Below are 24,366 nucleotides of genomic sequence, written 5' to 3' on the forward strand. Positions count from 1 at the left end.
ACGCATAACAACGATGGCGATGAAAAAGTTGCTCATAGCGTCGCTGCTGCTCGGCAGCGCCACTGCATACGGTTCAGACGGATTCGTGGTTCGGGACATTCATTTTGAGGGTCTTCAACGTGTCACCGTTGGTGCAGCATTACTGAACATGCCAGTTCGAGTAGGTGATACAATCAGCGATGAAGATATTAGTCGTACGATTCACGCACTGTTTTCAACTGGAAACTTTGAAGATGTTCGTGTCTTACGTGATGGCAATTCACTTGTCGTTCAGGTAAAAGAACGGCCAACCATCGCCAGCATTACTTTCTCTGGTAACAAATCGGTGAAAGATGACATGCTCAAGCAGAACCTTGAGGCCTCTCGTGTTCGTGTTGGTGAAGCCCTTGACCGCACAATGCTGTCTAATATTGAAAAAGGGCTGGAAGATTTCTACTACAGTGTTGGTAAATACAACGCGACAGTGAAAGCCGTTGTTACGCCGCTGCCTCGCAACCGTGTTGACTTGAAGCTCGTTTTCTCAGAAGGGGTTTCTGCCAACATTCAACAAATTAATATTGTTGGCAATAAAGCCTTCTCTACCAATGAACTGCTGAATAATTTCCAGCTCAGGGACGATGTTCCTTGGTGGAACATGGCGGCTGATCAGAAATACCAGAAACAAAAACTGGCAGGTGACCTTGAAACTCTGCGTAGTTTCTATCTTGACCGAGGTTATGCCCGTTTCAACATTGATTCGACCCAAGTCAATCTGACGCCAGACAAGAAAGGCATCTATATTACCGTCAACATCACCGAAGGCGCTCAATATAAAATTGCAGGTGTTGATTTGAATGGTAATTTGGCGGGCTACCAGTCGCAAATTGGGGAATTGACCAATATCGAGCCGGGGTCACTGTATAACGGCGCAGAAGTGACCAAGATGGAAACTGCCATCAAAAATCTGCTGGGTCGCTATGGTTATGCTTACCCTCGCGTGATGACACAACCTGAAATCAATGATACCGATAAGACAGTTAAGCTGCATGTGAATGTCGATTCTGGCAACCGTTTCTATGTACGTAAAATCCGTTTTGCGGGCAACGATGTCAGCAAAGATTCGGTACTGCGTCGTGAAATGCGTCAGATGGAAGGTACATGGTTGGGCAGTGATCTCGTTGAGCAAGGTAAAGAGCGCCTAAACCGACTAGGCTATTTTGACACTGTTGATGTGGACACTGAACGTGTACCGAGTAGCCCAGACCAGGTTGATGTGGTTTACAAAGTTAAAGAGCGCAATACTGGCTCCATGAACTTTGGAGTTGGTTTCGGTACAGAAAGCGGTATGAGCTTCCAAATTGGTGTCCAACAGCAGAACTGGCTGGGTACAGGTAACTCCGTGGGTATCAATGCCAGTAAGAATGATTATTCAACGTCGGCCGATTTATCTGTGACCAACCCTTACTTCACGGTTAATGGTGTCAGTTTGGGCGGTCGTGTGTTCTATAACAATTTCCGCGCCGATGATGCTGATCTTTCGAATTATACCAATAAAGCATACGGTACTGAGGGAACGCTCGGTTTCCCATTGAATGAAAATAACTCTCTGGTGTTAAGACTGGGTTATATACATAACTCCCTGTCTAATATGCGTCCACAGGTCGCGATGTGGCGTTATTTGAATAAAATGGGTAAAAAACAATCTCTTGATAATAATGCGAAATTCGATACCAATGATTTCGCTGTGACAGTGGGGTGGAGTTATAACAACCTCGACCGTGGTTTCTTCCCGACTTCTGGTCTAAAATCATCGTTGGATGCAAAAGTGACTATTCCTGGCTCAAACAACCAGTTCTATAAAGTCACTTGGAACTCCGCAGGTTATTACCCTATTGATGATGATCGTTCATGGGTGCTGATGGGACGTACACGTATGGGCTATGGCGGCAGTTTTGGTGGCAAAGAAATGCCATTCTATGAAAACTTCTATGCCGGTGGTTCCAGCAGCGTTCGTGGTTTCCGGTCGAATAATATCGGCCCGAAAGCTATTTATTTAGATAAGAATGGTAAACCAGAGAAAAATAGCCCATCCCGTGATGCCGTGGGGGGTAACGCGGTGGCGGTTGCTAGTTTTGAGCTGATTACACCAACTCCGTTCCTAGATGCGAAATATTCCAACTCCGTTCGGACTTCTTTTTTTGTGGATGCGGGAACGGTGTGGGATACCAACTGGACTAAGACTTACGCTGGGATGCCTGACTACAGCAAGCCAAATAATATCCGTGTTTCGACCGGTATTGCTCTGCAATGGCTGTCACCATTAGGACCATTGAGTTTCTCTTATGCGAAGCCAATCAAGGAATACGAAGGTGATAGATCGGAGCAGTTCCAGTTCAATATTGGTGGATCTTGGTAATTATTAATCGTTTTTGGTAAAAAATCGCCCTATTATTAGATAGGGCGATATTAAAGAGCTGTCCCAGATTTGAAATGGCAAATAAAATAGCCTGATGGGATAAGCTCTAAGTCTTCCAATCTGTAAAAATAGCGTGGGTCAAAGGAGTTTATAGTGAAAAAAGTATTGTGTGCAGCAAGCCTGGGTATGGCGTTAGCGTTTTCTGCAAGTGTTCAGGCGGCAGATAAAATCGCTTTAGTGAATGTTGCTGAGGTTTTCCAACAATTGCCTGCCCGTGAAGCTGTGGCAAAACAGTTGGACAACGAGTTTAAAGGCCGTGCATCCGAATTGCAGCGCATGGAATCTGACTTGCAGACCAAGCTCCAGAAATTGCAGCGTGATGGCTCAACCATGAAAGCTAGTGATCGCGAAAAGTTAGAAAAAGAGGCTGTGACGAAACGTGATGAGTTTACGCAGAAAGCGCAGACTTTTGAAAACGATAGCCGTCGTCGTCAGGTAGAAGAACGCAATAAGATCCTGGGCCGCATTCAGGATGCCGTTAAAGTCGTTGCAGGTAAAGAAGGTTATGATCTTGTTCTTGATGCGAATACCGCTGTGTATTCTGCGTCTAGTAAAGACATCACCTCAGAAGTACTGAAACAGGTTAAATAAGTAGATGGTTTCAATTCGATTGGCTGACCTCGCTCAACAGTTGAATGCGCAATTGCAGGGTGATGGCGATATCGTCATCACCGGTATTGCGCCGATGTATTCAGCGAATAGCGAGCAAATTACATTTTTATCTGACAGTCGTTATACTGACAAGCTCTCTGAGTGTCAGGCTGCGGCGGTTGTGCTACGTGAAGCAGACCTTCCTCACTGCAAGGTTGCCGCACTGGTTGTCAATGATCCTTATCTTGCCTATGCACGCATGGCTCAAATCATGGATACGACACCACAACCGGCACAGGATATTCACCCATCAGCGGTCATCTCATCTGACGCGGTTCTGGGCAAAAATGTGGCGGTTGGCGCAAATGCGGTTATCGAATCTGGTGTTGTGCTTGGTGATAATGTCATCGTTGGTGCGGGTTGCTTTATTGGAAAAAATGCGCAGATTGGTGCAGGAACCCGCCTTTGGGCCAATGTATCGGTATACCATAACGTTGAAATTGGTGAGTTGTGCTTGATCCAATCAGGAACTGTTATAGGGTCTGATGGTTTTGGTTATGCCAATGACCGAGGAAATTGGATTAAAATCCCACAGTTAGGCACTGTAATCATCGGAAACCGCGTTGAAATTGGCGCTAGCACTACTATTGATCGTGGTGCGTTGGATAACACAGTCATTGGTAATGGTGTTATCATAGACAATCAATGCCAGATCGCCCACAACGTGACGATTGGAGACTACACCGCAGTGGCTGGTGGGGCAACTATGGCGGGTAGCCTGAAAATTGGTCGTTACTGTATGATTGGTGGAGCCAGTGTCATTAATGGGCATATAGAAATCTGTGATAAAGTGACCGTGACTGGTATGGGCATGGTGATGCGTCCAATTACAGAGCCTGGCGTATACTCGTCGGGTATCCCATTACAACCGAACAAAGTTTGGCGTAAGACTGCGGCTTTAGTCATGAGCATCAATGAAATGAGTAAGCGGTTGAAATCACTGGAGCGCCAACTGGAAGGTGAAAACGAGTAATCATACTAACATTTTTGATTAAACGTTTTTAATTAGCGTTTTTGGTTGTGCTTTTAATTTTTGCGGCCTGCCTGATAACTCTGAATTTGGAGTTAACGCAGGCCGTGTCGTTAATACTATGATTCTTATATAAGACAGGAAGAGTATTTAGATGAGTGATAATCATACTCTGCGAATTGAAGAAATTTTGGATTTACTGCCTCATCGCTACCCGTTTTTGTTGGTAGACCGTGTTTTGGATTTTGAGGAAGGTAAATTTCTACGCGCAGTCAAAAATGTATCATTTAATGAACCGTTCTTTCAAGGGCACTTCCCAGGCAAACCGATTTTTCCGGGTGTTTTGATCCTTGAAGCAATGGCTCAAGCTACAGGAATTCTGGCATTCAAAAGCATTGGAGCACTGGGGCCAGGTGAATTGTATTACTTTGCAGCTATCGATGGCGCTCGCTTCAAGCGTCCGGTTGTGCCGGGTGATCAAATGATAATGGAAGTAGAATTTATTAAAGAACGCCGCGGTATTGCGCGTTTCAGGGGCGTAGCGAAAGTCGATGGAGAAGTGGCTTGCGAAGCTGAAATGATGTGTGCTCGCCGTCGTGAGGCCTAATCCATGATTGATCTGACCGCAGTTATCCATCCCTCTTCCATTATCGAAGAGGGTGCTGTTATTGGTGCCAATGTTCGTATTGGCCCATTTTGCTATATCGGCTCTCAGGTTGAGATTGGCGAAGGAACCGAGCTTAAATCCCATGTTGTGGTTAACGGGATAACCAAGATTGGTCGTGATAACCAGATTTACCAGTTTGCCTCCATCGGTGAGGTAAATCAGGATCTCAAATATCAGGGCGAACCGACTCGCGTTGAAATTGGTGATCGTAACCGCATTCGTGAAAGTGTTTCTATCCATCGTGGTACTGTTCAGGGTGGTGGTGTGACCAAAGTCGGCAGTGACAATTTGCTGATGATCAACGCCCATATCGCTCATGACTGCATCGTCGGTGATCGCTGTATCATTGCGAATAATGGCACATTGGGTGGGCATGTTATTCTGGGCAATTACGTCATTATTGGCGGGATGACGGCTGTTCATCAATTCTGTCAGATTGGTTCCCATGTCATGGTCGGTGGTTGTTCTGGCGTTGCTCAGGATATACCTCCTTACGTCATCGCGCAGGGAAACCATGCAACACCTTTCGGGTTGAATATTGAAGGCCTGAAACGTCGTGGGTTTGACAAAGAATCGCTGCATGCAATTCGTAATTCCTATAAAACGCTTTACCGCAGCGGAAAAACGTTGGAAGAAGCCAGACAAGAGATTGTCATTCAAGCGGAAAACAACCCACATGTGAAATTATTCAGTGATTTTCTGGAAAATTCCGCAAAATCCAGCCGTGGCATTATTCGTTAAGTAGATGAAGGATACTCCTTTGGCTACCTTTTCTTCTGTTAACAATCAGCGCCCGCTGACAATTGGTTTGGTCGCCGGAGAAACATCCGGTGATATTCTTGGGGCCGGGCTGATTCGCGCATTGAAAGCAAAAATTCCTGATGTCCGTTTTGTAGGCGTCGCTGGTCCTCTTATGCAGGCGGAAGGTTGTGAAGCCTGGTATGAGATGGAAGAACTGGCAGTGATGGGAATCGTTGAAGTTCTGGGACGTTTACCTCGATTGCTGAAAATACGCAAAGATTTAACGGCGCGTTTTACTGCATTGAAGCCGGATGTGTTTATTGGCATCGACGCCCCTGATTTTAATATTACTTTAGAAGGCCGGCTTAAACAGCAGGGGATCAAAACGATCCATTACGTCAGCCCATCGGTGTGGGCATGGCGTCAAAAACGGGTGTTTAAAATTGGTCGGGCAACGGATTTGGTACTGGCATTTTTGCCATTTGAAAAAGCGTTCTACGATCGGTTTAACGTTCCGTGCCAGTTCATTGGTCACACGATGGCAGATACGTTGCCTTTGCAAACGGATAAAGCAGCCGCTAGGGAAGTTTTGGGTGTTCCATTGAATACTCATTGTCTGGCAATGCTGCCCGGTAGCCGTCATGCTGAGGTCGAGATGCTGAGTGCTGACTTCTTAAAAACCGTACGGCTATTGCGGGATAAATTGCCTGAGCTGCATGTGTTGGTTCCCTTGGTGAATGCCAAACGGCGTGAGCAGTTTCAGCGAATTAAAGATGAAGTTGCACCGGATTTGCCAATCCATTTATTGGATGGTAAAGCCCGTGAAGCCATGATTGCCAGTGATGCCACTTTACTGGCATCGGGTACGGCAGCACTGGAGTGTATGTTGGCCAAATGCCCAATGGTAGTGGGTTATAGAATGAAACCTTTTACGTTCTGGTTGGCAAAACGCTTGGTGAAAACGCCATATGTTTCCTTGCCTAATCTGCTGGCAGGTAAAGAATTAGTCAAAGAGTTATTGCAGGATGAATGCGAACCTCAAGCATTGTCGGAGGCATTGTTGCCTCTTCTGCAAGGTGGTGCTGGTGTGGAAGCGTTGAAACAAACGTTCCTGCATTTGCATGAAAGCATTCGCTGTGATGCTGATGAACAGGCTGCGCAAGCCGTTCTGAAATTAGCGAGAAGATAATGGATTTTATTTATCCTCAGGCGAATTTGATTGCCGGTGTTGATGAAGTTGGGCGTGGCCCATTGGTAGGTGCAGTAGTCACTGCGGCGGTTATTCTTGATCCTGCTAACCCCATTACAGGCTTAATGGATTCGAAAAAACTTACGGAAAAACGCCGTGAAGCGCTGTATTTGGAAATTAAAGAAAAAGCACTGTGTTGGAGCCTTGGTCGTGCTGAACCGGAAGAAATCGACCAGCTCAACATTCTCCATGCTACGATGCTTGCTATGCAGAGAGCAGTGGCGGGTTTGGCGCTCACACCTGATTATGCCCTGATTGATGGCAACCGTTGTCCAGCATTAGCTATGCCAGCGCAAGCAGTCGTTAAGGGCGATAATCTGGTTGCCGAAATAAGCGCTGCTTCCATCCTCGCCAAAGTAACGCGTGACAGGGAAATGGCAGAACTGGATAAACAGTTCCCTGGTTACGGTTTTGCGAAACATAAAGGTTATCCTACAGCCCTGCATCTGGAAAAACTGGCTTCGCTGGGTGCCACGGAGCATCATCGTAAAAGTTTTGCGCCAGTTAAACGGGCGCTAGGTCTTGGATAAGAATCTGGGATAAAAGTATCTGGACAGATTATGACAGAACCACGTTTTGTGCACTTGCGTGTTCACAGCGACTACTCATTAATTGATGGCTTGGCTAAGACTGGCTCATTGGTGAAAAAAGTCGCCAAATTGGGTATGCCAGCTTTTGCGATTACGGATTTTACCAACCTGTGTGGATTGGTGAAATTCTATGGCAATACCCACGGTGCTGGTGTCAAGCCGATTATTGGTGCTGACTTTTATGTGGAAAGTGATTTGTTGGGGGATGAATATGCCCATCTGACGATCCTTGCTCGCAACAACGAAGGTTATCAAAACCTCACCTTATTGATCTCTGAGGCCTACCAAAAAGGCTACGGTGCGATTGGCCCGACCATCAAACGGGAATGGCTGGTAAAACATAAAGCTGGATTGATCCTATTGTCGGGTGGGCGGATGGGCGATGTGGGTAAATTCCTGCTGCGCGGCAATCGTGCGATGGTGGATCAGTGCCTCGATTTTTATCAGGAGCATTTCCCTGACAGCTATTATCTTGAGTTGATCCGTACCGGACGTCAGGATGAAGAAAACTATCTTCATGCGGCCGTAGCGTTGGCAGCAGAAAAAAATTTTCCTGTTGTGGCGACCAATGATGTTTGTTTTCTAGAGAGTGACGATTTCGACGCACATGAGATTAGGGTTGCTATTCATGATGGCTATACGCTGTCTGATCCGAAACGTCCCAAAAATTACAGCCCTCAGCAATATCTGCGCAGTGAACAGGAAATGTGCGAGCTCTTTTCTGACATTCCTGAAGCGCTGCAAAATAGCGTAGAAATTGCTAAACGCTGTAATGTCACGATTCGTCTCGGTGAATACTTTCTTCCGCAGTTTCCGACGGGAGAAATGAGCACTGAAGATTTCCTAATTGAAAAATCCAAGCAAGGCTTGGAAGAGCGCCTGGCCTTTCTCTATCCTGAGCCGGAAATCAGGGCACAAAAACGTCTGGAATATGATGATCGTCTGGATATTGAGCTGAAAGTTATTAACCAGATGGGTTTCCCCGGTTACTTCCTGATCGTGATGGAGTTTATCCAGTGGTCGAAAGACAATGGCGTTCCCGTCGGACCGGGTCGTGGTTCTGGTGCGGGTTCCCTTGTGGCTTACGCTTTAAAAATTACCGATCTCGATCCGCTGGAATTTGACTTGCTGTTTGAACGTTTTCTTAACCCTGAACGTGTTTCCATGCCCGACTTTGACGTCGATTTTTGTATGGAAAAACGTGATCAGGTGATTGATCACGTTGCAGATATGTACGGGCGAGATGCGGTATCGCAAATTATCACCTTTGGTACGATGGCAGCGAAAGCGGTTATCCGTGACGTTGGACGTGTACTTGGGCATCCGTATGGGTTTGTCGATCGAATATCAAAGCTGGTACCTCCTGATCCCGGCATGACGCTGGAAAAAGCCTTTGCCGCAGAGCCGCAACTACCTGAAATTTACGAATTGGATGAAGAAGTCAGGGCGCTGATCGACATGGCGCGCAAGTTGGAGGGGGTTAATCGTAATGCCGGTAAACATGCCGGTGGTGTTGTTATTGCACCAACCAAAATCACTGACTTTGCACCGATTTATTGCGATCCCGAAGGGCAAAACCCGGTTACCCAGTTTGACAAGAACGACGTGGAATATGCAGGTCTGGTTAAGTTTGACTTCCTTGGCCTAAGAACTCTGACCATCATCAACTGGGCACTTGATATGGTAAATGAGAGTCGTGTCAAAAAGGATCTAGAGCCGATAGATATTACGGCTATTCCGCTGGATGACCAGAGAAGTTTCGATATGCTGCAACGCTCCGAAACCACAGCGGTGTTCCAGCTTGAATCCCGTGGGATGAAAGATCTGATCAAACGTCTGCGCCCTGACTGCTTTGAAGACATGATCGCATTGGTGGCGTTATTCCGTCCGGGGCCGTTGCAATCTGGCATGGTAGATAACTTTATCGACCGTAAACATGGACGGGAAGAACTCTCCTACCCTGATGTTGAGTGGCAGCACGAATCTTTAAAACCTGTATTGGAGCCAACTTACGGCATCATCTTGTATCAGGAACAGGTGATGCAGATTGCTCAGGTACTGGCTGGTTATACCCTCGGTGGTGCAGATATGCTCCGCCGTGCAATGGGTAAGAAAAAGCCAGAAGAGATGGCTGAACAGCGCTCGGTATTTGAAGACGGTGCGATAAAACAGGGCGTTGATGGCGAACTCTCAATGAAAATCTTCGATTTAGTGGAGAAATTCGCGGGTTATGGCTTCAACAAATCCCACTCCGCAGCTTATGCGCTGGTTTCTTATCAGACTTTATGGCTGAAAGCTCACTATTCGGCAGAATTTATGGCGGCCGTGATGACCGCAGATATGGATAATACCGAAAAAGTCGTTGGTTTGGTGGATGAATGCTGGCGTATGGGGCTTAAAGTACTGCCACCGGATATCAACAGCGGGCTATATCACTTTCACGTCAATGATGAAGGTGAAATCGTTTACGGCATTGGCGCGATCAAGGGCGTGGGTGAAGGGCCGATTGAAGCTATCATCGAAGCCCGCCAAAAAGGGGGGCACTTTAAGGAACTATTCGACCTGTGTGCGCGCGTTGATACCAAAAAGCTAAACCGTCGTGTGATGGAAAAGCTGATTATGTCTGGTGCCTTCGACCGACTGGGGCCACACCGTGCAGCGTTGATGTCCTCTCTGGAAGACGCACTGAAAGCGGCGGATCAACATGCTAAGGCTGAAGCCATAGGTCAAGCGGATATGTTTGGCGTGTTGGCCGAAGAGCCAGAACAGGTTGAGCTTTCCTATGCCAGTACGCCGAAATGGCCGGATCAGGTGGTCTTGGATGGCGAGCGGGAAACGCTGGGGTTGTATTTAACTGGCCATCCGATCACAAGTTATTTGAAAGAGATTGAACGATATACGAATGGGTTGCGTCTAAAAGATGTGAACCCGACCCCTCGTGGTCAAGTAACGACTGTGGTAGGTTTGGTGTTGGCTTCCAAAATATTGACGACCAAGCGAGGAAACCGGATTGGTATCAGCACCTTGGATGATCGCTCTGGACGATTAGAAATAATGCTGTTTTCTGATGCGTTGGAAAGGTATCAGCATTTATTAGAGCAGGACAAAATTTTGATTGCTACCGGGCAAGTCAGCTTTGATGACTTCAGCGGTGGGCTTAAAATGACGGTTCGCGAATTAATGGATATCAGCGAGGCACGTGAAAAATTTGCACGTGGGCTTGCTATCTCGTTGTCAGACAGGCAAATTGATGAACAATTATTGAACCGTCTCCGTGGCGTATTGGAACCACACCGTTCAGGTACGATACCGGTTCATCTTTATTACCAGCGGGTAGATGCCCGTGCCCGTTTACGATTCGGTGCAACATGGCGGATAACGCCAACGGATACCCTTTTGACAGATCTGCGAACTCTGCTGGGTAACGAGCAGGTAGAATTAGAATTTGACTAAAATAGGAACGTTATGAGTCTGAATTTTCTGGATTTTGAACAGCCGATTGCCGAGCTGGAAGCGAAAATCGATTCGCTCACCGCAGTTAGCCGTCAAGATGAAAAGCTAGATATAAATCTGGATGAAGAAGTCCAGCGTTTGCGGGAAAAAAGCCTGGAGCTGACTCGCAAGATTTTCTCTGATTTAGGGGCATGGCAAATTTCCCAGTTATCACGTCATCCACTCCGTCCCTATACGCTGGATTATATTCAGCACATTTTTACTGACTTTGAAGAATTGGCGGGTGATCGTGCCTATGCTGATGACAAGGCAATTGTGGGTGGGTTGGCGCGCATTGATGGTCGTCCAGTGATGGTGATTGGCCACCAGAAAGGGCGTGAAACGAAAGAAAAAATCCGCCGTAATTTTGGTATGCCATCGCCAGAAGGTTATCGCAAGGCTTTGAGATTGATGGAAATGGCAGAACGTTTCAAATTGCCAATCATCACTTTCATTGATACTCCTGGTGCGTATCCTGGCGTGGGTGCAGAAGAGCGTGGTCAGTCAGAAGCTATCGCTCGTAACCTGCGTGAAATGTCTCGCCTCTCCGTACCGGTTATCTGTACTGTTATCGGTGAAGGGGGATCTGGTGGGGCGTTGGCGCTTAGTGTGGGTGATAAAGTAAACATGTTGCAATACAGCACCTTCTCTACCATCTCTCCTGAAGGCTGTGCTTCTATCTTATGGAAAAGCGCCGAAAAAGCACCATTGGCGGCTGAAGCGATGGGAAATACGGCGCCACGCCTGAAAGAGTTGAAATTGATTGATACTGTTATCCAAGAACCATTGGGCGGTGCGCACCGTAACCATGAAAAAATAGCAGAAGCATTGAAAACTCAATTGCTGGCTGATCTCTCTGAGTTGAGTGAATTGAACAGTGAAGAATTAGTTAACCGTCGTTATGAGCGTTTAATGCAATACGGTTACTGCTAAGATCTGAAAGTAAGTTCTGAAAGCTGTTTTATTGGTAACGACTTTTTATATAATCGCAACGCTATTTTCAATAGCGTCAATAACAGGTGGAAAGCGCTGAGGAGAGATAATTCCTCAGTATTTCCGCCTGTTTTGTTGTTTATAGGGGATGAAATTATCACTTTCTATGCCGTCTAGTATTATCATTCTTGATGATATTCGGATGGAGTAGGGTGCCTCATCGGCTGGGCTTCTAAATAATAAGTTGAGTTTTTTATGTCTAAATATAAATATATTATTTATGCATTTTCTTGTGTGTTTATCTGGAGTTTTATTCCCTCTATATCGCGTTTTGGGCAAAAAGAGATGGACCATTTCCAATATTTATTTTGGTCAAATGTCCTGTCTGTTTTAGCGGTATTTGTCGTTGCTCTCATGATGGGGAGAAGTTGGAAACAACTGTTACTCATTCCTTTTCTCGTTATGCTTAAGGTATTGATCTTAGGTGCTTTGGACTGTTTTTTCTACCTGTTGCTTTACTATGGTTATTCTATTGAGAATGGCGTTGCCGTTTTGGTAATCCAATATAGCTGGCCGTTGATGATTATTGGATTATCGTTTTTCCTGTTCAAAGAAAACCTGTCAATTAGGCAGATGATTGGTATTGCAATGGGATTCATTGCTGTCGTGATTACCTTCACGAAAGGCAATATTACGGAGATTGCGGTAGAACATCCTCAGGCATTGTTGCTGGTATTTAGCGGGGCATTTTGTTTTGCGTTAATGTCCGTATTATCGAAACAGTTCGCTATTGATCCCTATATTAGTACTTTCTGGGTATTCACTTGTTCCACATTAGTTTCCGCAGTATTTATGTTAGCCTTCAGTAGCATCAATATACCTATTGGTGATTCACTGATGCCAACGCTACTCAACGGCATCATACTGAATGGAGTCTCTTATATCATTTGGTTCAAAGCCATGAACAGCCCAGACCCTCATAAAATTGCCTCAATCTTATTTTTATCACCTGTCTTATCGATGATGTGGATTATCTTGTTTTTTGGTGATGCTTTTGTTCCAGCTTATGTGATGGGATTAGCGCTTGTGATCATCTCTGGTCTACTCTGTATCAGTGCCAAGAGCAAGGCTTCCAAACAGAATAAACAGATGGACGATTTGATTGAGGATTGAGCTGGCAAAATGAAGAAAGGTTATCATCCCATAATGACAACGACTCATGAACCCCTGCTTACGACGTTGGCAGAACAGATTGGGCCTCATAAAAAGATTTTGGTTGGGTTTAGCGGTGGATTAGATTCCACTGTATTGCTGCATTTGCTGGTTCGTTTGCGTGCTGAATACCAACAATTGGGCTGCGATCCCATAGCGTTAAGGGCAATCCATATCCATCATGGTTTAAACCCAAAAGCGGATTCATGGGTTGAACATTGTCGCCAGATTTGTGTTGGCTGGCAGGTTGATTATCGGATTGAAAGAGTCAGGTTGGATATTTGCCAGAATGGTATTGAGGCTGCGGCTCGAGATGCCCGTTACCAGTCTTTCCAACGTGAATTACAGCCGGATGAAATTTTAATAACGGCACAACATCTTGATGATCAAGCAGAAACATTTATGTTGGCATTGAAACGGGGGAGTGGTCCTGCTGGATTATCTTCTATGCCTTCTTGTATGCCATTTGCGGAAACGACATTAATTCGTCCACTTCTGAATGCTAGCCGTGCAGAATTAGAAGAGTATATCCAGGCACAGGGACTGCAATGGATCGAGGACGATAGCAATCAAGATGATCGTTATGATCGTAATTTCCTGCGCCTGCATGTTATGCCCCTACTCAATCAGCGCTGGCCTCATTTCCCGCAAGCGGTTTCCCGCAGTGCTGATTTGTGTGGGGAACAAGAAAGATTGCTGGATGAATTGTTGAGCGATTCGTTGAATTCATTGACTACATTGGAAGGTGCGATATCTATTCCTCCTTTGGGAAATTGTTCTGAAGCCAAACGCAATGCGCTGCTGCGCCGATGGCTTAATCAGTGTGGTGTAAAAATGCCAGCGCGAGAGCAACTCCAACGAATTTGGTCAGAAGTGGCGCTTGCTCGGCAAGATGCAGAGCCTCGTTTTAGATTAGGGCAATATGATATTCGTCGTTATCGGCAGCAACTTTGGCTGGTTCCTCAGTATCAGCTTTTGGCAGGGGCTATTCTTGAATGGGATATAGAACAGGAACTGGTATTGCCAGATGGGTTGGGGACGTTAATCCGATCTGAAGAAAACGGTATTAAAGTGAGAGCGCCAGATGGCAATGAGCAAGTAACAATTCGTTTTGGTGTTCAGGGTAATGTTAGTATTGTGGGACGGCAACATTCTCGCCACAGTAAAAAATTGTGGCAGGAATTGGGGGTTGCGCCTTGGCTCAGAGAGAGAACACCGTTGCTCTATTATGATGAAAAACTGATTGCGGCATTGGGATTTTTTGTTACTAAAGAAGGCCAGAGCTTGGAAGCTGATACGGGATTTTCAGTTCAATGGAGGAAAATCTAGCCTCATGTTGAATGATGGGGGTTAACCGCTCATCAGTAGAGATCTGAATGGTGAAATTGTTGATTTGAGAGATTACATTGGAAATGATGTAATCTCTTTTTATTCAGTATGTTGGGTCTGATAAGTAGACTTGGAAAGTTAAATATAGGGTAAATTAATATTGAATTGAAATTATTTTCAGTTGAAAATATCATGATATGTACTATCTTTTAATATATAAACTGATTCAACTTTAAAACCCTATATTTTATGTTTTTACTCTAAAAGTGATTTCTGTATTTCAATATGTTAATAAGATAAATAGAGTGATGAGGTATATGATAAAGCCACTGGGCATTATCTTAATGCTTTTCACTGTTATTAAACTGAAAATATAAAGGCAAAGGTATATGGGGATGAAAATATGGGATAAAAGCGTAGAAGTACCTTAAAAAATATAATGAAACTGTATAGAGGAGGCATAGAAATGTAGCTAATTAAAATATAATTTTATGGAATGAGTAGAGTTATTATCTAGTGCATATTATTTTAAGATCAAGGCTCCTTATTTTTCATTTAGAATTACTAATAGGTAACTTCTATTATAATGATTAGTGGAGTGGGATTGGGTGTTGGTTTTTAAACTATTAAATGAAAACAATAACACTTGCATTTTTTATTGTTTATGTTTTTTATTTTAAATAGGATAACTGTAATGAATAATAAAATTAATGAAAATAAAAATGAAAATGAAATTAGAGCTCAAGCTTTACAACATTTTTCTGCCGATATGAAAGGTAAGCTAGAGCAAAGTAAGATTGATGAAATATGTAAAGAAGTCATTTTGGGTGAAAGAAATTATTTAGATAATGGGTATCTTTCTATTACTAGTTACATATTTTATACGTCTTTGGAGTTGACTTTGAGTAGTAATTTTTTCTTTCAAGGTCAAGGGAACTCATTAGGTACACCAGGTGTAGGGAGTTATTGGGGAAAGCTTTATGCTAGGGATTTTAATAAATTGCGTGCTAACAAAGATTCTTTTTGGTGTAATTCGAGTCCTGCAATAGTGACAGTGCTATTTTTTGATAAAAATAACAAAATACTAGGATTTTTTGCAGGAGCTGGGATCTCGACCGTTGTATCTGGAACTTCAGGGACGGGGTCTTGGTCAGATATTCAGTAAAAATATTCGTATCTATTATAGTTATCATTAGGATTAAATAATTGGCCAATGAAATTATATAAATCTACTATATTAAATATGGGGTTTAGGGGGCGTCCTACTCATTGCCTAATTGAATTATAGTCATTATTTTAAAGTGTTGGGGGGATAAATGGAGATATAAGGAATTATGTATTGCTATTAGAGAGGGCTACTCTATGAAAAATAAAAATGAATTATTTCATTCTGAACTAGGTGAAATTGTTCAAGATGATATGAATAATAAATTTTTTCAATATATGAAAGGAAAAGAAATAGACCCAATGTTCACTGATAATCCAGCCGAGAAAATTCTTCTTGCAACCCAGAGGGAGAGAGTTGGAACATCAGCTTCAATTATCAGTGAGATCCTTTATTTCCGTCTAAATGTCACAGCTTATAATAATGATAGAACATTTAATGGTCAAGGATGGAGCTTAAGCAGTGTTGGTGCCGGTAAATTTAGCGGAAGGCTCTATTCTGACGACCTTATCATGCTCTATCTGAAAGCACATAAATTTTGGTTTTATGAATTCCTTACACTGATATTTTTCACATTTTATGATAGTAATTCAAAATATTTAGGTACATTTAGGGGGAACGTATTTCGACAGTTAATGGTGCTAGTTCTGGTACAGGTATTTTTTATTAGTTCTAATTAACCTGATTGGTTCTTAAATGAATATCATCTATGTCGGTAGTCAGCAATAAACTGTTTCTGCAAAAAAGTCCTTGTTAAATACAAGGACTTTTTATGCCTAATTGGTGGGGGTCTAAGCGTTATTTGTTATCATGATGAAGAGTGCTCAATAACAATCGTTCCAATTTCTGGATTGCTGAAACTGACAATGTGATCCAACCTTAATTCACGGGTTTCTTCATTCGATTCGACGAGAAGGTATTCAACTTTTTTACGCAAAATCAAACCATTAGCTTTTCCTTCAAATATTTCACCATTTCGCAATTGGACGTGTAAATGTAGTTGACGTTGGCAAGATAGCTCAAGGTTATCGTAATCGTCACAGTTAATTGCTTGATATTCTTCGTTATCTATAGACATATCTGCTCACCACTATGTTAGTGGCGGTTATCGTGCCGCCCGTGATTGACTAAACTCAAACGTAAAAAATGTTACCTACGACTATAGCACAGTAAGCTTTCCGTGATTACTGAATAAGTTTGTGGGAATCAGAAGTAGGTTAGACCTGTATCTAATCATTCGGCAACGAAATTCAGTCATAATATTTGATTTTTCTCCCCGTGTATTTTGGGATACGGTAAAGTAACGCCAATCTTGTTACGTAAAGCTCATGTTTTATAGATAGTGGACGTTATAAAAATGGGTTATTTGTTGAATTTACTGGATCAAAATAATGATGATGAATAAAAAAATATTGCTTGCATTGCTCACTGCGGGAGTATTCACAGCGGTTGGATGCCAGAACAATGCTAAGTTACAGAACAGTCCCTCATTGCAGAGCAGCACAGTATCTCAGGACAAGCTCCTGCCAACCGAGAAAGTGTTTAGTGGTGTTGTACCTTGTGCGGATTGTGCAGGTATTGAAACTACCTTACAGCTTGCTAAGGATGGGACATATATATTGAATCAGACTTACTTGGAAGCTAAAAGTGAGGAGAACACTTTCTTTGAAACGGGTCTCTGGATAATAAATGGTAAAAAGATCGTATTGAGTAATCAAGATGGCAAAAAATCTTATTACCAGATGAAAGGTGAAAATTTGGCCATGCTGGATATCGATGGTGAGACAATCCAATCCAATCTCAATTATGAGTTGGCTAAAGTAACACCGAACAATCTAGTAGGAGAATATAGCTATTTTGCTGATTCAGCGCTCTTTACGGAATGTCGTACTGGAAAACGCTATGATGCTTCCGAAAATATCGATCTGGAGCGTGGTTACAGTGCGACGGGCGTGGAAGGTGGAACGCCTGTTTATGTGGAAGTGGAAGGCTACTATACGCTTCGCCCTTCAATGGAAGATGGGCTGTTTGATAATGCACTGATCCAAACAGGCAAAATTCGTTTTGATAAGGCGACTTCTTGCAATCTCAAGAAATAACCCATAACAGCAATACATTAATAATGCATAGCGACACAAAAACATAGCGATATAAAAATATAAAAAAACCTGCGTGTTCATTGCGCAGGTTTTTTCAATTTGAGCAGATGCTTTCAAATAAAATTAAGCTTGTTGAATCTGATCTTTCAGGTACTCAACAATATTTTCTAATTTTAGCATCTGCTTATCGCCATTGCGGCGGTATTTGTATTCGATCTCACCGTTATCCAGATTGCGATCGCCGATAACCAGAGTATGTGGTACACCGATCAATTCCATGTCAGCAAACATGACGCCTGGGCGTTCTTTACGATCGTCAAAAATCACATCAATACCGCTGGCACGTAAGTCTGCATATAATTTTTCAGCGACTTCTTTCACTCGGTAAGATTTGTGCATGTTCATTGGCAGAATGGCCACTTGGAACGGGGCAATGGTATTTGGCCAGATAATGCCACGATCATCATGGTTTTGCTCAATAGCGGCAGCAACTATGCGGGTTACACCAATACCGTAGCATCCCATGCTGACAACTTGATTGTGTCCATCTTCATTTTGCACTGTGGCTTTCAGGGCATCGGAGTACTTGGTGCCCAACTGGAAGATATGACCAACTTCAATACCACGTTTGATTAATAGTGTTCCTTTACCGTCTGGGCTGACGTCTCCTTCAATGACATTACGGATATCAGCCATTTCTGGCAGTGGTAAGTCACGTTCCCAGTTAATGCCGAAATAGTGTTTGTCATCAACGTTGGCACCTGCGCCGAAATCACTCATGACAGATACACTGCGGTCAATAATAATAGGCATAGGCAGGTTCACTGGACCTAAAGAGCCAGGACCCGCTTTCACGATGGCACGAATTTCTTCTTCAGTAGCGAAATTCAGTGGGCTAGCCACCAAAGGCAATTTTTCCGCTTTAATTTCATTCAGTTCATGATCACCACGTACCAACAGAGCAACTAATTTATGCTCGCTTTCTTCCGCTGCATGAACGATCAGAGTCTTGACAGTTTTTTCAATCGGCAAGTTGAATTGCTCAACCAGTTCGGCAATGGTTTTGGCGTTTGGTGTATCGATCAGACGCATCTCTTCAGATGGAGCTGCACGCTCCTGAGATGGCATGATAGCTTCGGCCAATTCAATATTAGCAGCGTAGTCTGATTTGGTAGAGAATACGATATCATCTTCACCACTGGCCGCCAGTACTTGGAATTCATGAGAGGCATTCCCACCAATTGAACCGGTATCAGCCAGAACCGCGCGGAAATCCAGCCCGATGCGGGTAAAAATTTTACTGTAAGCATCGTACATTTTGTCGTAAGTCTCTTGCAGAGACTCTTGGTTGGTGTGGAAAGAGTATGCGTCTTTCATGATAAATTCACGCGAACGCATGACACCAAAGCGTGGACGAACTTCGTCACGGAATTTGGTCTGGATCTGGAATAAATTCAGTGGAAGCTGCTTATATGAAGTGACTTCGTTACGAACCAGATCTGTGATAACTTCTTCATGAGTTGGCCCCAAAACAAAAGGACGCTCACTACGATCAACAAAACGCAGCAATTCCGGGCCATATTGTTCCCAACGACCACTTTCCTGCCATAAATCTGCGGGCTGAACCACTGGCATGGAAACCTCAATCGCTCCCGCATTATTCATCTCTTCACGAACAATGTTTTCGACTTTTTTCAACACGCGAACACCTGTCGGCATCCAGTTGTATAGACCTGAAGCGAGTTTACGGATCATTCCAGCACGAAGCATCAGTTTATGACTGACTACTTCTGCATCAGCAGGCGTCTCTTTTAAAGTAGAGATCAGATATTGGCTAGTACGCATAGATAGTAAGTTTCCATTGGATAGCAAATTGCTTCTGGGCGACAAGATATTGCCACCCAACCCAGAAAATAAAGATAATCCGCTAGTTTACCAGCGAGCTTGCGATGTCAAAAGGGGTTTTAGCGGTGTTCGATAGAAACCACTTCTGTTATGGTTCCATGAACCCACCAGCGAACATTGAAATCCAATATATGGGCTGCGTATATCCGGTTTTCCTGTTCTTTCTTACGGTAGGCTGGACGAGGATCTTGAGCCAATACTTGGCTGATAAAGCGTCGCAAATGAGGATAATTGGCCTGATGGGATAACAGTTGGTATTCCGCTTCTGGTGAGAAGCTGACTTTCATGTTTGCATCAGGCGCTGCTTGGGCAAAACCAGCTTTGGCTTCTGGACGTGACTCGGCGAAAGGCAGGTAGGGTTTGATATCTATCACCGGTGTACCATCCACCAAATCCAAACTGCCAAGTTCTAGAATGACCCGGTTGTTCTTGCATTGAATGCCTTTCAATTCTACCAGTGATATCCCAATTGGATTAGGGCGGAAGGTCGAGCGGGTGGCAAATACACCCATTTTAGCATTTCCTCCCAAACGAGGAGGGCGTACTAATGGATTCCAGCCACCATCCATGGTTTGGTGAAAAACGAAAATAATCCATAAGTGACTGAATTGCTCCAATCCGCGTACCGCATCAACCTGATTATAGGGAGCTAGTAACTCTAGCTGCCCCATACCATCTTCCACCAGACCCGGTTGACGGGGAATGGCAAACTTCTCTTTATAAGGAGAATGAATGGTTCCTATTTGTGTAAAATGAAAATTTGCCATGGTTTTTTAATAATAACGATTCGGTAATAATTATTTATTGGTCGTCAGCAGTGCTGAACCTTCACAAATGGCAATTTGGTAACAACCTTGGCCAGATAAAATCGCACATTGGTGAAGTAAGACTGCATTAGCATTTAGATAAGCTGCTTTTGCCAACATATTTTGCCGTGCAGTTGCAATGTTAGCTGGGGGATCTTGCAGCGTACTGCGGCAGGATTCTCCGGCCACAATACCTAAATCTTTAAATGGTAAACCTAATAGCTCGTCCGTTTTGGTGTATAGGCGGACGTAAGATGATTCTTTGTTTTTCTTGGCTGACCGATGTTTCAACTTCGAGTCTGGCATATTAGTCTTATCGACCTGAGTTGGCAGTGAAGTACACCCAACCATAAAGAGCGTCATGAAACAGATAGGTAACACACGCATCGAGTTGAATCCTTATATTGATAGAGTCAATAAGTGAGGGATTGAGTGAATATCGGTGCTTGGAACTGCGATAAAAGCGTTTAATTTCCCCCCCAATAAAAATGGGCGGATATAAAAATACCCGCCCATTGATTTTAATCTTGATTGACTGAATATGAAAGGCTACCAGCCTTTTATTGCACCACCCTTGAAGACTTTCTGTGCTTCTTGTTCTACTTCTGGGGATTGGTATGCTTTCACAAATTTTTGCACATTTTCAGCATCTTTATTGTCTTCACGGCTAACGATGATATTCACGTAAGGTGAGTTTTTATCTTCAACAAAGATCCCATCTTGTTCTGGTGTTAAACCAATCTGTCCTGCGTAGGTGTTATTGATCAATGCCAGAGCAATCTTCTGATCATCCAGTGAACGTGGCAATTGAGGTGCTTCCAGTTGAACGATATCCAAATGCTTAGGGTTGCTAGTAATGTCCAGAATTGTTGGCAGCAGACCAACACCATCTTTCACTGTGATTAAACCCTGTTTTTGTAATAGCAGTAGCGCACGGCCTTGATTGGTTGGATCGTTTGGTATGGCAATTTGAGAGCCCTCCTTCAGTTCATCCAGAGATTTAAACTTCTTGGAGTAAGCAGCCATTGGATAGATGAAAGAGTTACCAACAATAGCTAGTTTGTAGTTACGCTCTTTCATTTGCTGATCTAAGTAAGGTTTATGCTGGAAGACATTCACGTCAATATCTCCCTTGCTCAGTGACTCATTTGGCAGAACATAGTCATTGAATGTAGTCAGCTCAACATCAAGGCCATATTTATCTTTCGCTACTTGTTTGGCAACTTCAGCAACTTTTAATTCAGGCCCTGCAATAACACCGACTTTAATATGATTTGGGTCTCTCGGTTCTTGGCCGCAGCCTGTAAGAGCTAATGTGCCTAATAATGCGCTTATTACAGCAATGGATTTCAATTTCACTGACATATTTTTACCCCTATTGAATACTGATTTATAACCTGTCTTATCAAGTTACCGCGTACTAATATAATGAGGCTTTTTAGGTACAAGCCCTGTAATAGGTGCTGTTATTGGCACCTTTGTTAAAATAATCTTATTTACGATTAACGGCTTTTACTAAATGATCACCGCCTAACTGAATCAAGAACACTAAAACAACCAGTAACGCTAATACGGTATTCATCACGGTAGCATCATAGCCGATATAGCCATACTGATAACCAATCTGACCCAGACCGCCTGCACCAACAGCACCGCCCATCGCGGAATAGCCAACTAAAGTGATTAAGGTGATGGTGGCAGCATTGATCAAACCTGGTAATGCTTCCGGTAATAGGATCTTTTTGACAATCTGGAACGGTGTTGCCCCCATTGCGCGTGCTGCTTCGATCAATCCAGATGGAATTTCCAATAAAGCATTTTCTACCATACGGGCAATAAAAGGTGCTGCGCCGACAGTTAGAGGAACAATCGCTGCTTGTAAACCTATTGAAGTTCCGACAATCAGCCGAGTGAATGGGATCATCCATACCAGCAAGATAATGAACGGAACTGAGCGAGTTATGTTCACCAGTGCAGAAAGTATGCGATAAAGCGTGCCATTTTCAATAATCTGCCCAGGACGAGTCACATATAAAAGTACACCAGCTGGCAATCCAATAACAAAGCCAAAGAAACCAGAAACGAAAGTCATTACGAGGGTTTCCCAGACTCCTTTAGCCAATAGTAAAATCATTCCTTCAGACATAACCGAGAACCTCTACTTTCACATGATGCTCTTCTAAAAACGTAATTGTTGATTTGATGCTGTCGATTTCACCATCCAATTCAGCCAGCATAACACCAAATTTAACGCCACCGGCGTAATCGATTTGGGAACTCAATATGCCGATATCGATATTGAAGCGGCGAACTGCGATGGAAATTAAAGGGGCATCAACCGATTTACCTGTAAACTCCAGCTTTAATAATGGACTGCGATCAGGTGCTGATTCCGGTTGTAATTTCTGTAAATAATCTTCAGGAATATCCAAATGCAGCGTAGATTTAATAAATTCTTGGGCTACCGGAGTCTTGGGATGCGAGAATATTTCGCTAACAATATCTTGCTCGATTAATTGACCACCGCTAATGACGGCAACTTGGTCACAGATGCGTTTAACGACATCCATTTCATGGGTAATCAGAAGAATGGTTAAACCCAGGCGACGGTTAATGTCTTTTAATAGTGCTAAGATAGAACGAGTTGTTGCTGGATCCAGTGCGCTGGTGGCTTCATCACACAGAAGTACTTTCGGAGAATTTGCCAGTGCGCGGGCAATGGCGACACGCTGTTTCTGACCACCAGACAAATTGGCAGGATACGCATCATGCTTATCAGTAAGGCCAACCAATTCCAGCAATTCGTTAACTTTAGTCTTTATTTCGGCCTTTGGCGTGTTATTCAATTCTAAAGACAACGCAACATTGCCAAACACTGTTCTGGATGACAGCAAATTAAAGTGTTGGAAAATCATGCCAATATGACGACGTGCTTGAGTTAGTTCACGCTCTGAGAGAGAAGTGAGATCCTGCCCATCAACCAATACTTGACCCGAAGTTGGGCGCTCAAGCATATTCACACAGCGAATTAAGGTACTTTTCCCTGCACCAGAAGAACCAATGACTCCATATATTTGCCCCTGCGGGACATGCAAATTGATATCTGAAAGCGCGTTGATTGAACGCTTTCCTTGTTGAAATATCTTATTTATCTGAGTCAATCTTATCATTTTTTTCTTATTAGATGTAAAGATGAATGACTTGAGAACATTTCAACAAGTCATGAATTAAAGTGGATGTTAAGGCGTCTAGACGTCCAAGTCAACTGTGAATAAATTAAATGCTGCATTCTCATTCGGTAATAATTCATGCGATACTGTTCGCTTCGTACATTCTTGGAGCAATCAGGTGACTCAAGGTATTCCCGCCGTATTTTTAGATCGTGACGGCACGATTAACGTCGATCATGGTTATGTACATGAGATAGATAATTTTCAATTTATTGATGGTGCGATTGAAGCCATGTTTGAATTGAAAGAAATGGGCTATGCACTAGTCTTGGTAACAAATCAGTCGGGTATTGCACGTAAAATTTTTACAGAAGCTCAATTTGTGCAGTTAACAGAATGGATGGATTGGTCATTGGCAGACCGAGGCATTGAACTCGATGGTATCTATTATTGCCCTCATCACCCAGAAGCGGATGATGAAGTATATAAGAAGAGCTGTAATTGCCGTAAACCACAAGCGGGTATGTTGTTGGACGCACAGGAGGAATTACATATCGATATGTCTGCTTCTTATATGGTGGGAGATAAAATAGAAGATATGTTGGCAGCAAATGCAGCTAATGTTGGAACTAAGGTTCTCGTCCGTACAGGAAAACCTGTAACAGAAGCAGCAGAACAAGCGGCAGATTTGGTTGTTAATAGTCTGGCAGATCTACCAAATGCGATAAAAAATAGGCAAAAATAACCTTTTAGCCTAAATTGTGAACATTTAAATAAAAAAATCACAAAAAAGTCTTGCCTAAATCAGAAGGCTCCCTATAATGCGCATCCGTTGTCACGACAAACACACAAACATGTCGAGATGACAAAGTGAAAAGCCCTGAAAATTAAAGCTTGACACTTCAAGAGGAAAGCGTAAGATACGCAGCCTC

Annotated in this window: 22 protein-coding genes; 15 read left to right on the plus strand and 7 right to left on the minus strand. The window is 43.4% G+C overall.

Annotation, left to right across the window (positions count from 1 at the left end; translation table 11 throughout):
* Positions 1–13 precede the first annotated feature (13 nt).
* The 13 genes from bamA to H8A87_RS09565 all read left to right on the plus strand — a co-directional run bounded on the left by bamA (position 14) and on the right by H8A87_RS09565 (position 16,134).
* Positions 14–2,395 (plus strand): outer membrane protein assembly factor BamA, encoded by a 2,382-nt coding sequence (gene bamA / locus H8A87_RS09505; protein WP_198689755.1) that lies wholly within the window; start codon positions 14–16, stop codon positions 2,393–2,395.
* Positions 2,396–2,548: 153 nt separating this feature from the next.
* Entirely contained in the window at positions 2,549–3,046 is a 498-nt protein-coding gene (gene skp / locus H8A87_RS09510; RefSeq protein WP_198689724.1) for a molecular chaperone Skp, read from the plus strand.
* 4 nt (positions 3,047–3,050) lie between these two features.
* Positions 3,051–4,079 carry a UDP-3-O-(3-hydroxymyristoyl)glucosamine N-acyltransferase gene (lpxD, locus tag H8A87_RS09515; protein ID WP_198689725.1) on the plus strand — a complete coding sequence of 343 codons (1,029 nt, stop codon included), beginning with the start codon at positions 3,051–3,053 and terminating at the stop codon, positions 4,077–4,079.
* A gap of 151 nt (positions 4,080–4,230) precedes the next feature.
* Positions 4,231–4,683 carry a 3-hydroxyacyl-ACP dehydratase FabZ gene (gene fabZ / locus H8A87_RS09520; RefSeq protein WP_198689726.1) on the plus strand — a complete coding sequence of 151 codons (453 nt, stop codon included), beginning with the start codon at positions 4,231–4,233 and terminating at the stop codon, positions 4,681–4,683.
* Between the two features lie 3 nt (positions 4,684–4,686).
* Positions 4,687–5,484, plus strand: coding sequence for an acyl-ACP--UDP-N-acetylglucosamine O-acyltransferase (gene lpxA, locus H8A87_RS09525; RefSeq protein ID WP_198689727.1), 798 nt, complete (start codon positions 4,687–4,689; stop codon positions 5,482–5,484).
* Positions 5,485–5,488: 4 nt separating this feature from the next.
* A complete protein-coding gene (gene lpxB / locus H8A87_RS09530) occupies positions 5,489–6,673 on the plus strand; it encodes a lipid-A-disaccharide synthase (protein ID WP_198689728.1) in 1,185 nt (394 codons plus the stop codon).
* Positions 6,673–7,263 (plus strand): ribonuclease HII, encoded by a 591-nt coding sequence (gene rnhB / locus H8A87_RS09535; RefSeq protein WP_198689729.1) that lies wholly within the window; start codon positions 6,673–6,675, stop codon positions 7,261–7,263. The genes lpxB and rnhB overlap by 1 nt, the downstream gene beginning before the upstream one ends.
* Positions 7,264–7,293: 30 nt before the next feature.
* Positions 7,294–10,776, plus strand: coding sequence for a DNA polymerase III subunit alpha (gene dnaE / locus H8A87_RS09540; protein ID WP_198689730.1), 3,483 nt, complete (start codon positions 7,294–7,296; stop codon positions 10,774–10,776).
* A gap of 12 nt (positions 10,777–10,788) precedes the next feature.
* The gene (accA, locus tag H8A87_RS09545; protein WP_198689731.1) at positions 10,789–11,748 is read left to right on the plus strand and encodes an acetyl-CoA carboxylase carboxyl transferase subunit alpha; all 960 of its coding nucleotides are present in this window, start codon (positions 10,789–10,791) and stop codon (positions 11,746–11,748) included.
* A gap of 255 nt (positions 11,749–12,003) precedes the next feature.
* Positions 12,004–12,921 (plus strand): DMT family transporter, encoded by a 918-nt coding sequence (locus tag H8A87_RS09550; RefSeq protein ID WP_198689732.1) that lies wholly within the window; start codon positions 12,004–12,006, stop codon positions 12,919–12,921.
* A 33-nt stretch (positions 12,922–12,954) separates the two neighbouring features.
* Positions 12,955–14,289 (plus strand): tRNA lysidine(34) synthetase TilS, encoded by a 1,335-nt coding sequence (gene tilS / locus H8A87_RS09555; protein ID WP_198689733.1) that lies wholly within the window; start codon positions 12,955–12,957, stop codon positions 14,287–14,289.
* A 694-nt stretch (positions 14,290–14,983) separates the two neighbouring features.
* The gene (locus H8A87_RS09560) at positions 14,984–15,454 is read left to right on the plus strand and encodes a VapA/VapB family virulence-associated protein (RefSeq protein WP_198689734.1); all 471 of its coding nucleotides are present in this window, start codon (positions 14,984–14,986) and stop codon (positions 15,452–15,454) included.
* Positions 15,455–15,651: 197 nt separating this feature from the next.
* A complete protein-coding gene (locus H8A87_RS09565; RefSeq protein WP_198689735.1) occupies positions 15,652–16,134 on the plus strand; it encodes a VapA/VapB family virulence-associated protein in 483 nt (160 codons plus the stop codon).
* A 128-nt stretch (positions 16,135–16,262) separates the two neighbouring features.
* On the opposite strand, the gene rof is transcribed toward H8A87_RS09565, so the two are convergent.
* Positions 16,263–16,532 (minus strand): Rho-binding antiterminator, encoded by a 270-nt coding sequence (rof, locus tag H8A87_RS09570; protein ID WP_198689736.1) that lies wholly within the window; start codon positions 16,530–16,532, stop codon positions 16,263–16,265.
* Positions 16,533–16,851: 319 nt separating this feature from the next.
* Between rof and nlpE the strand changes: the two genes are divergently transcribed.
* Positions 16,852–17,553 (plus strand): envelope stress response activation lipoprotein NlpE, encoded by a 702-nt coding sequence (gene nlpE / locus H8A87_RS09575; RefSeq protein WP_198689756.1) that lies wholly within the window; start codon positions 16,852–16,854, stop codon positions 17,551–17,553.
* 123 nt (positions 17,554–17,676) lie between these two features.
* On the opposite strand, the gene proS is transcribed toward nlpE, so the two are convergent.
* The 6 genes from proS to metN form a co-directional block, all read right to left on the minus strand.
* Entirely contained in the window at positions 17,677–19,398 is a 1,722-nt protein-coding gene (gene proS / locus H8A87_RS09580) for a proline--tRNA ligase (RefSeq protein WP_198689737.1), read from the minus strand.
* 119 nt (positions 19,399–19,517) lie between these two features.
* Positions 19,518–20,225, minus strand: coding sequence for a tRNA (N6-threonylcarbamoyladenosine(37)-N6)-methyltransferase TrmO (gene tsaA, locus H8A87_RS09585; protein ID WP_198689738.1), 708 nt, complete (start codon positions 20,223–20,225; stop codon positions 19,518–19,520).
* 30 nt (positions 20,226–20,255) lie between these two features.
* A complete protein-coding gene (gene rcsF / locus H8A87_RS09590) occupies positions 20,256–20,651 on the minus strand; it encodes an Rcs stress response system protein RcsF (protein ID WP_198689739.1) in 396 nt (131 codons plus the stop codon).
* 162 nt (positions 20,652–20,813) lie between these two features.
* A complete protein-coding gene (locus tag H8A87_RS09595) occupies positions 20,814–21,629 on the minus strand; it encodes a MetQ/NlpA family lipoprotein (protein WP_198689740.1) in 816 nt (271 codons plus the stop codon).
* Between the two features lie 127 nt (positions 21,630–21,756).
* The gene (locus H8A87_RS09600; protein ID WP_198689741.1) at positions 21,757–22,410 is read right to left on the minus strand and encodes a methionine ABC transporter permease MetI; all 654 of its coding nucleotides are present in this window, start codon (positions 22,408–22,410) and stop codon (positions 21,757–21,759) included.
* Entirely contained in the window at positions 22,403–23,434 is a 1,032-nt protein-coding gene (metN, locus tag H8A87_RS09605) for a methionine ABC transporter ATP-binding protein MetN (RefSeq protein WP_198689742.1), read from the minus strand. Before metN ends, H8A87_RS09600 begins: the two co-directional genes overlap by 8 nt.
* 178 nt (positions 23,435–23,612) lie before the next feature.
* Here metN and gmhB point away from each other — a divergent pair, with 178 nt between their 5' ends.
* On the plus strand, positions 23,613–24,179 hold the full coding sequence (gene gmhB, locus H8A87_RS09610; RefSeq protein WP_198689743.1) for a D-glycero-beta-D-manno-heptose 1,7-bisphosphate 7-phosphatase: 567 nt from the start codon (positions 23,613–23,615) through the stop codon (positions 24,177–24,179).
* Positions 24,180–24,366 lie beyond the last annotated feature (187 nt).

The organism is Xenorhabdus lircayensis (assembly GCF_016306625.1).
GTDB classification, from domain to species: Bacteria; Pseudomonadota; Gammaproteobacteria; order Enterobacterales; family Enterobacteriaceae; genus Xenorhabdus; species Xenorhabdus lircayensis.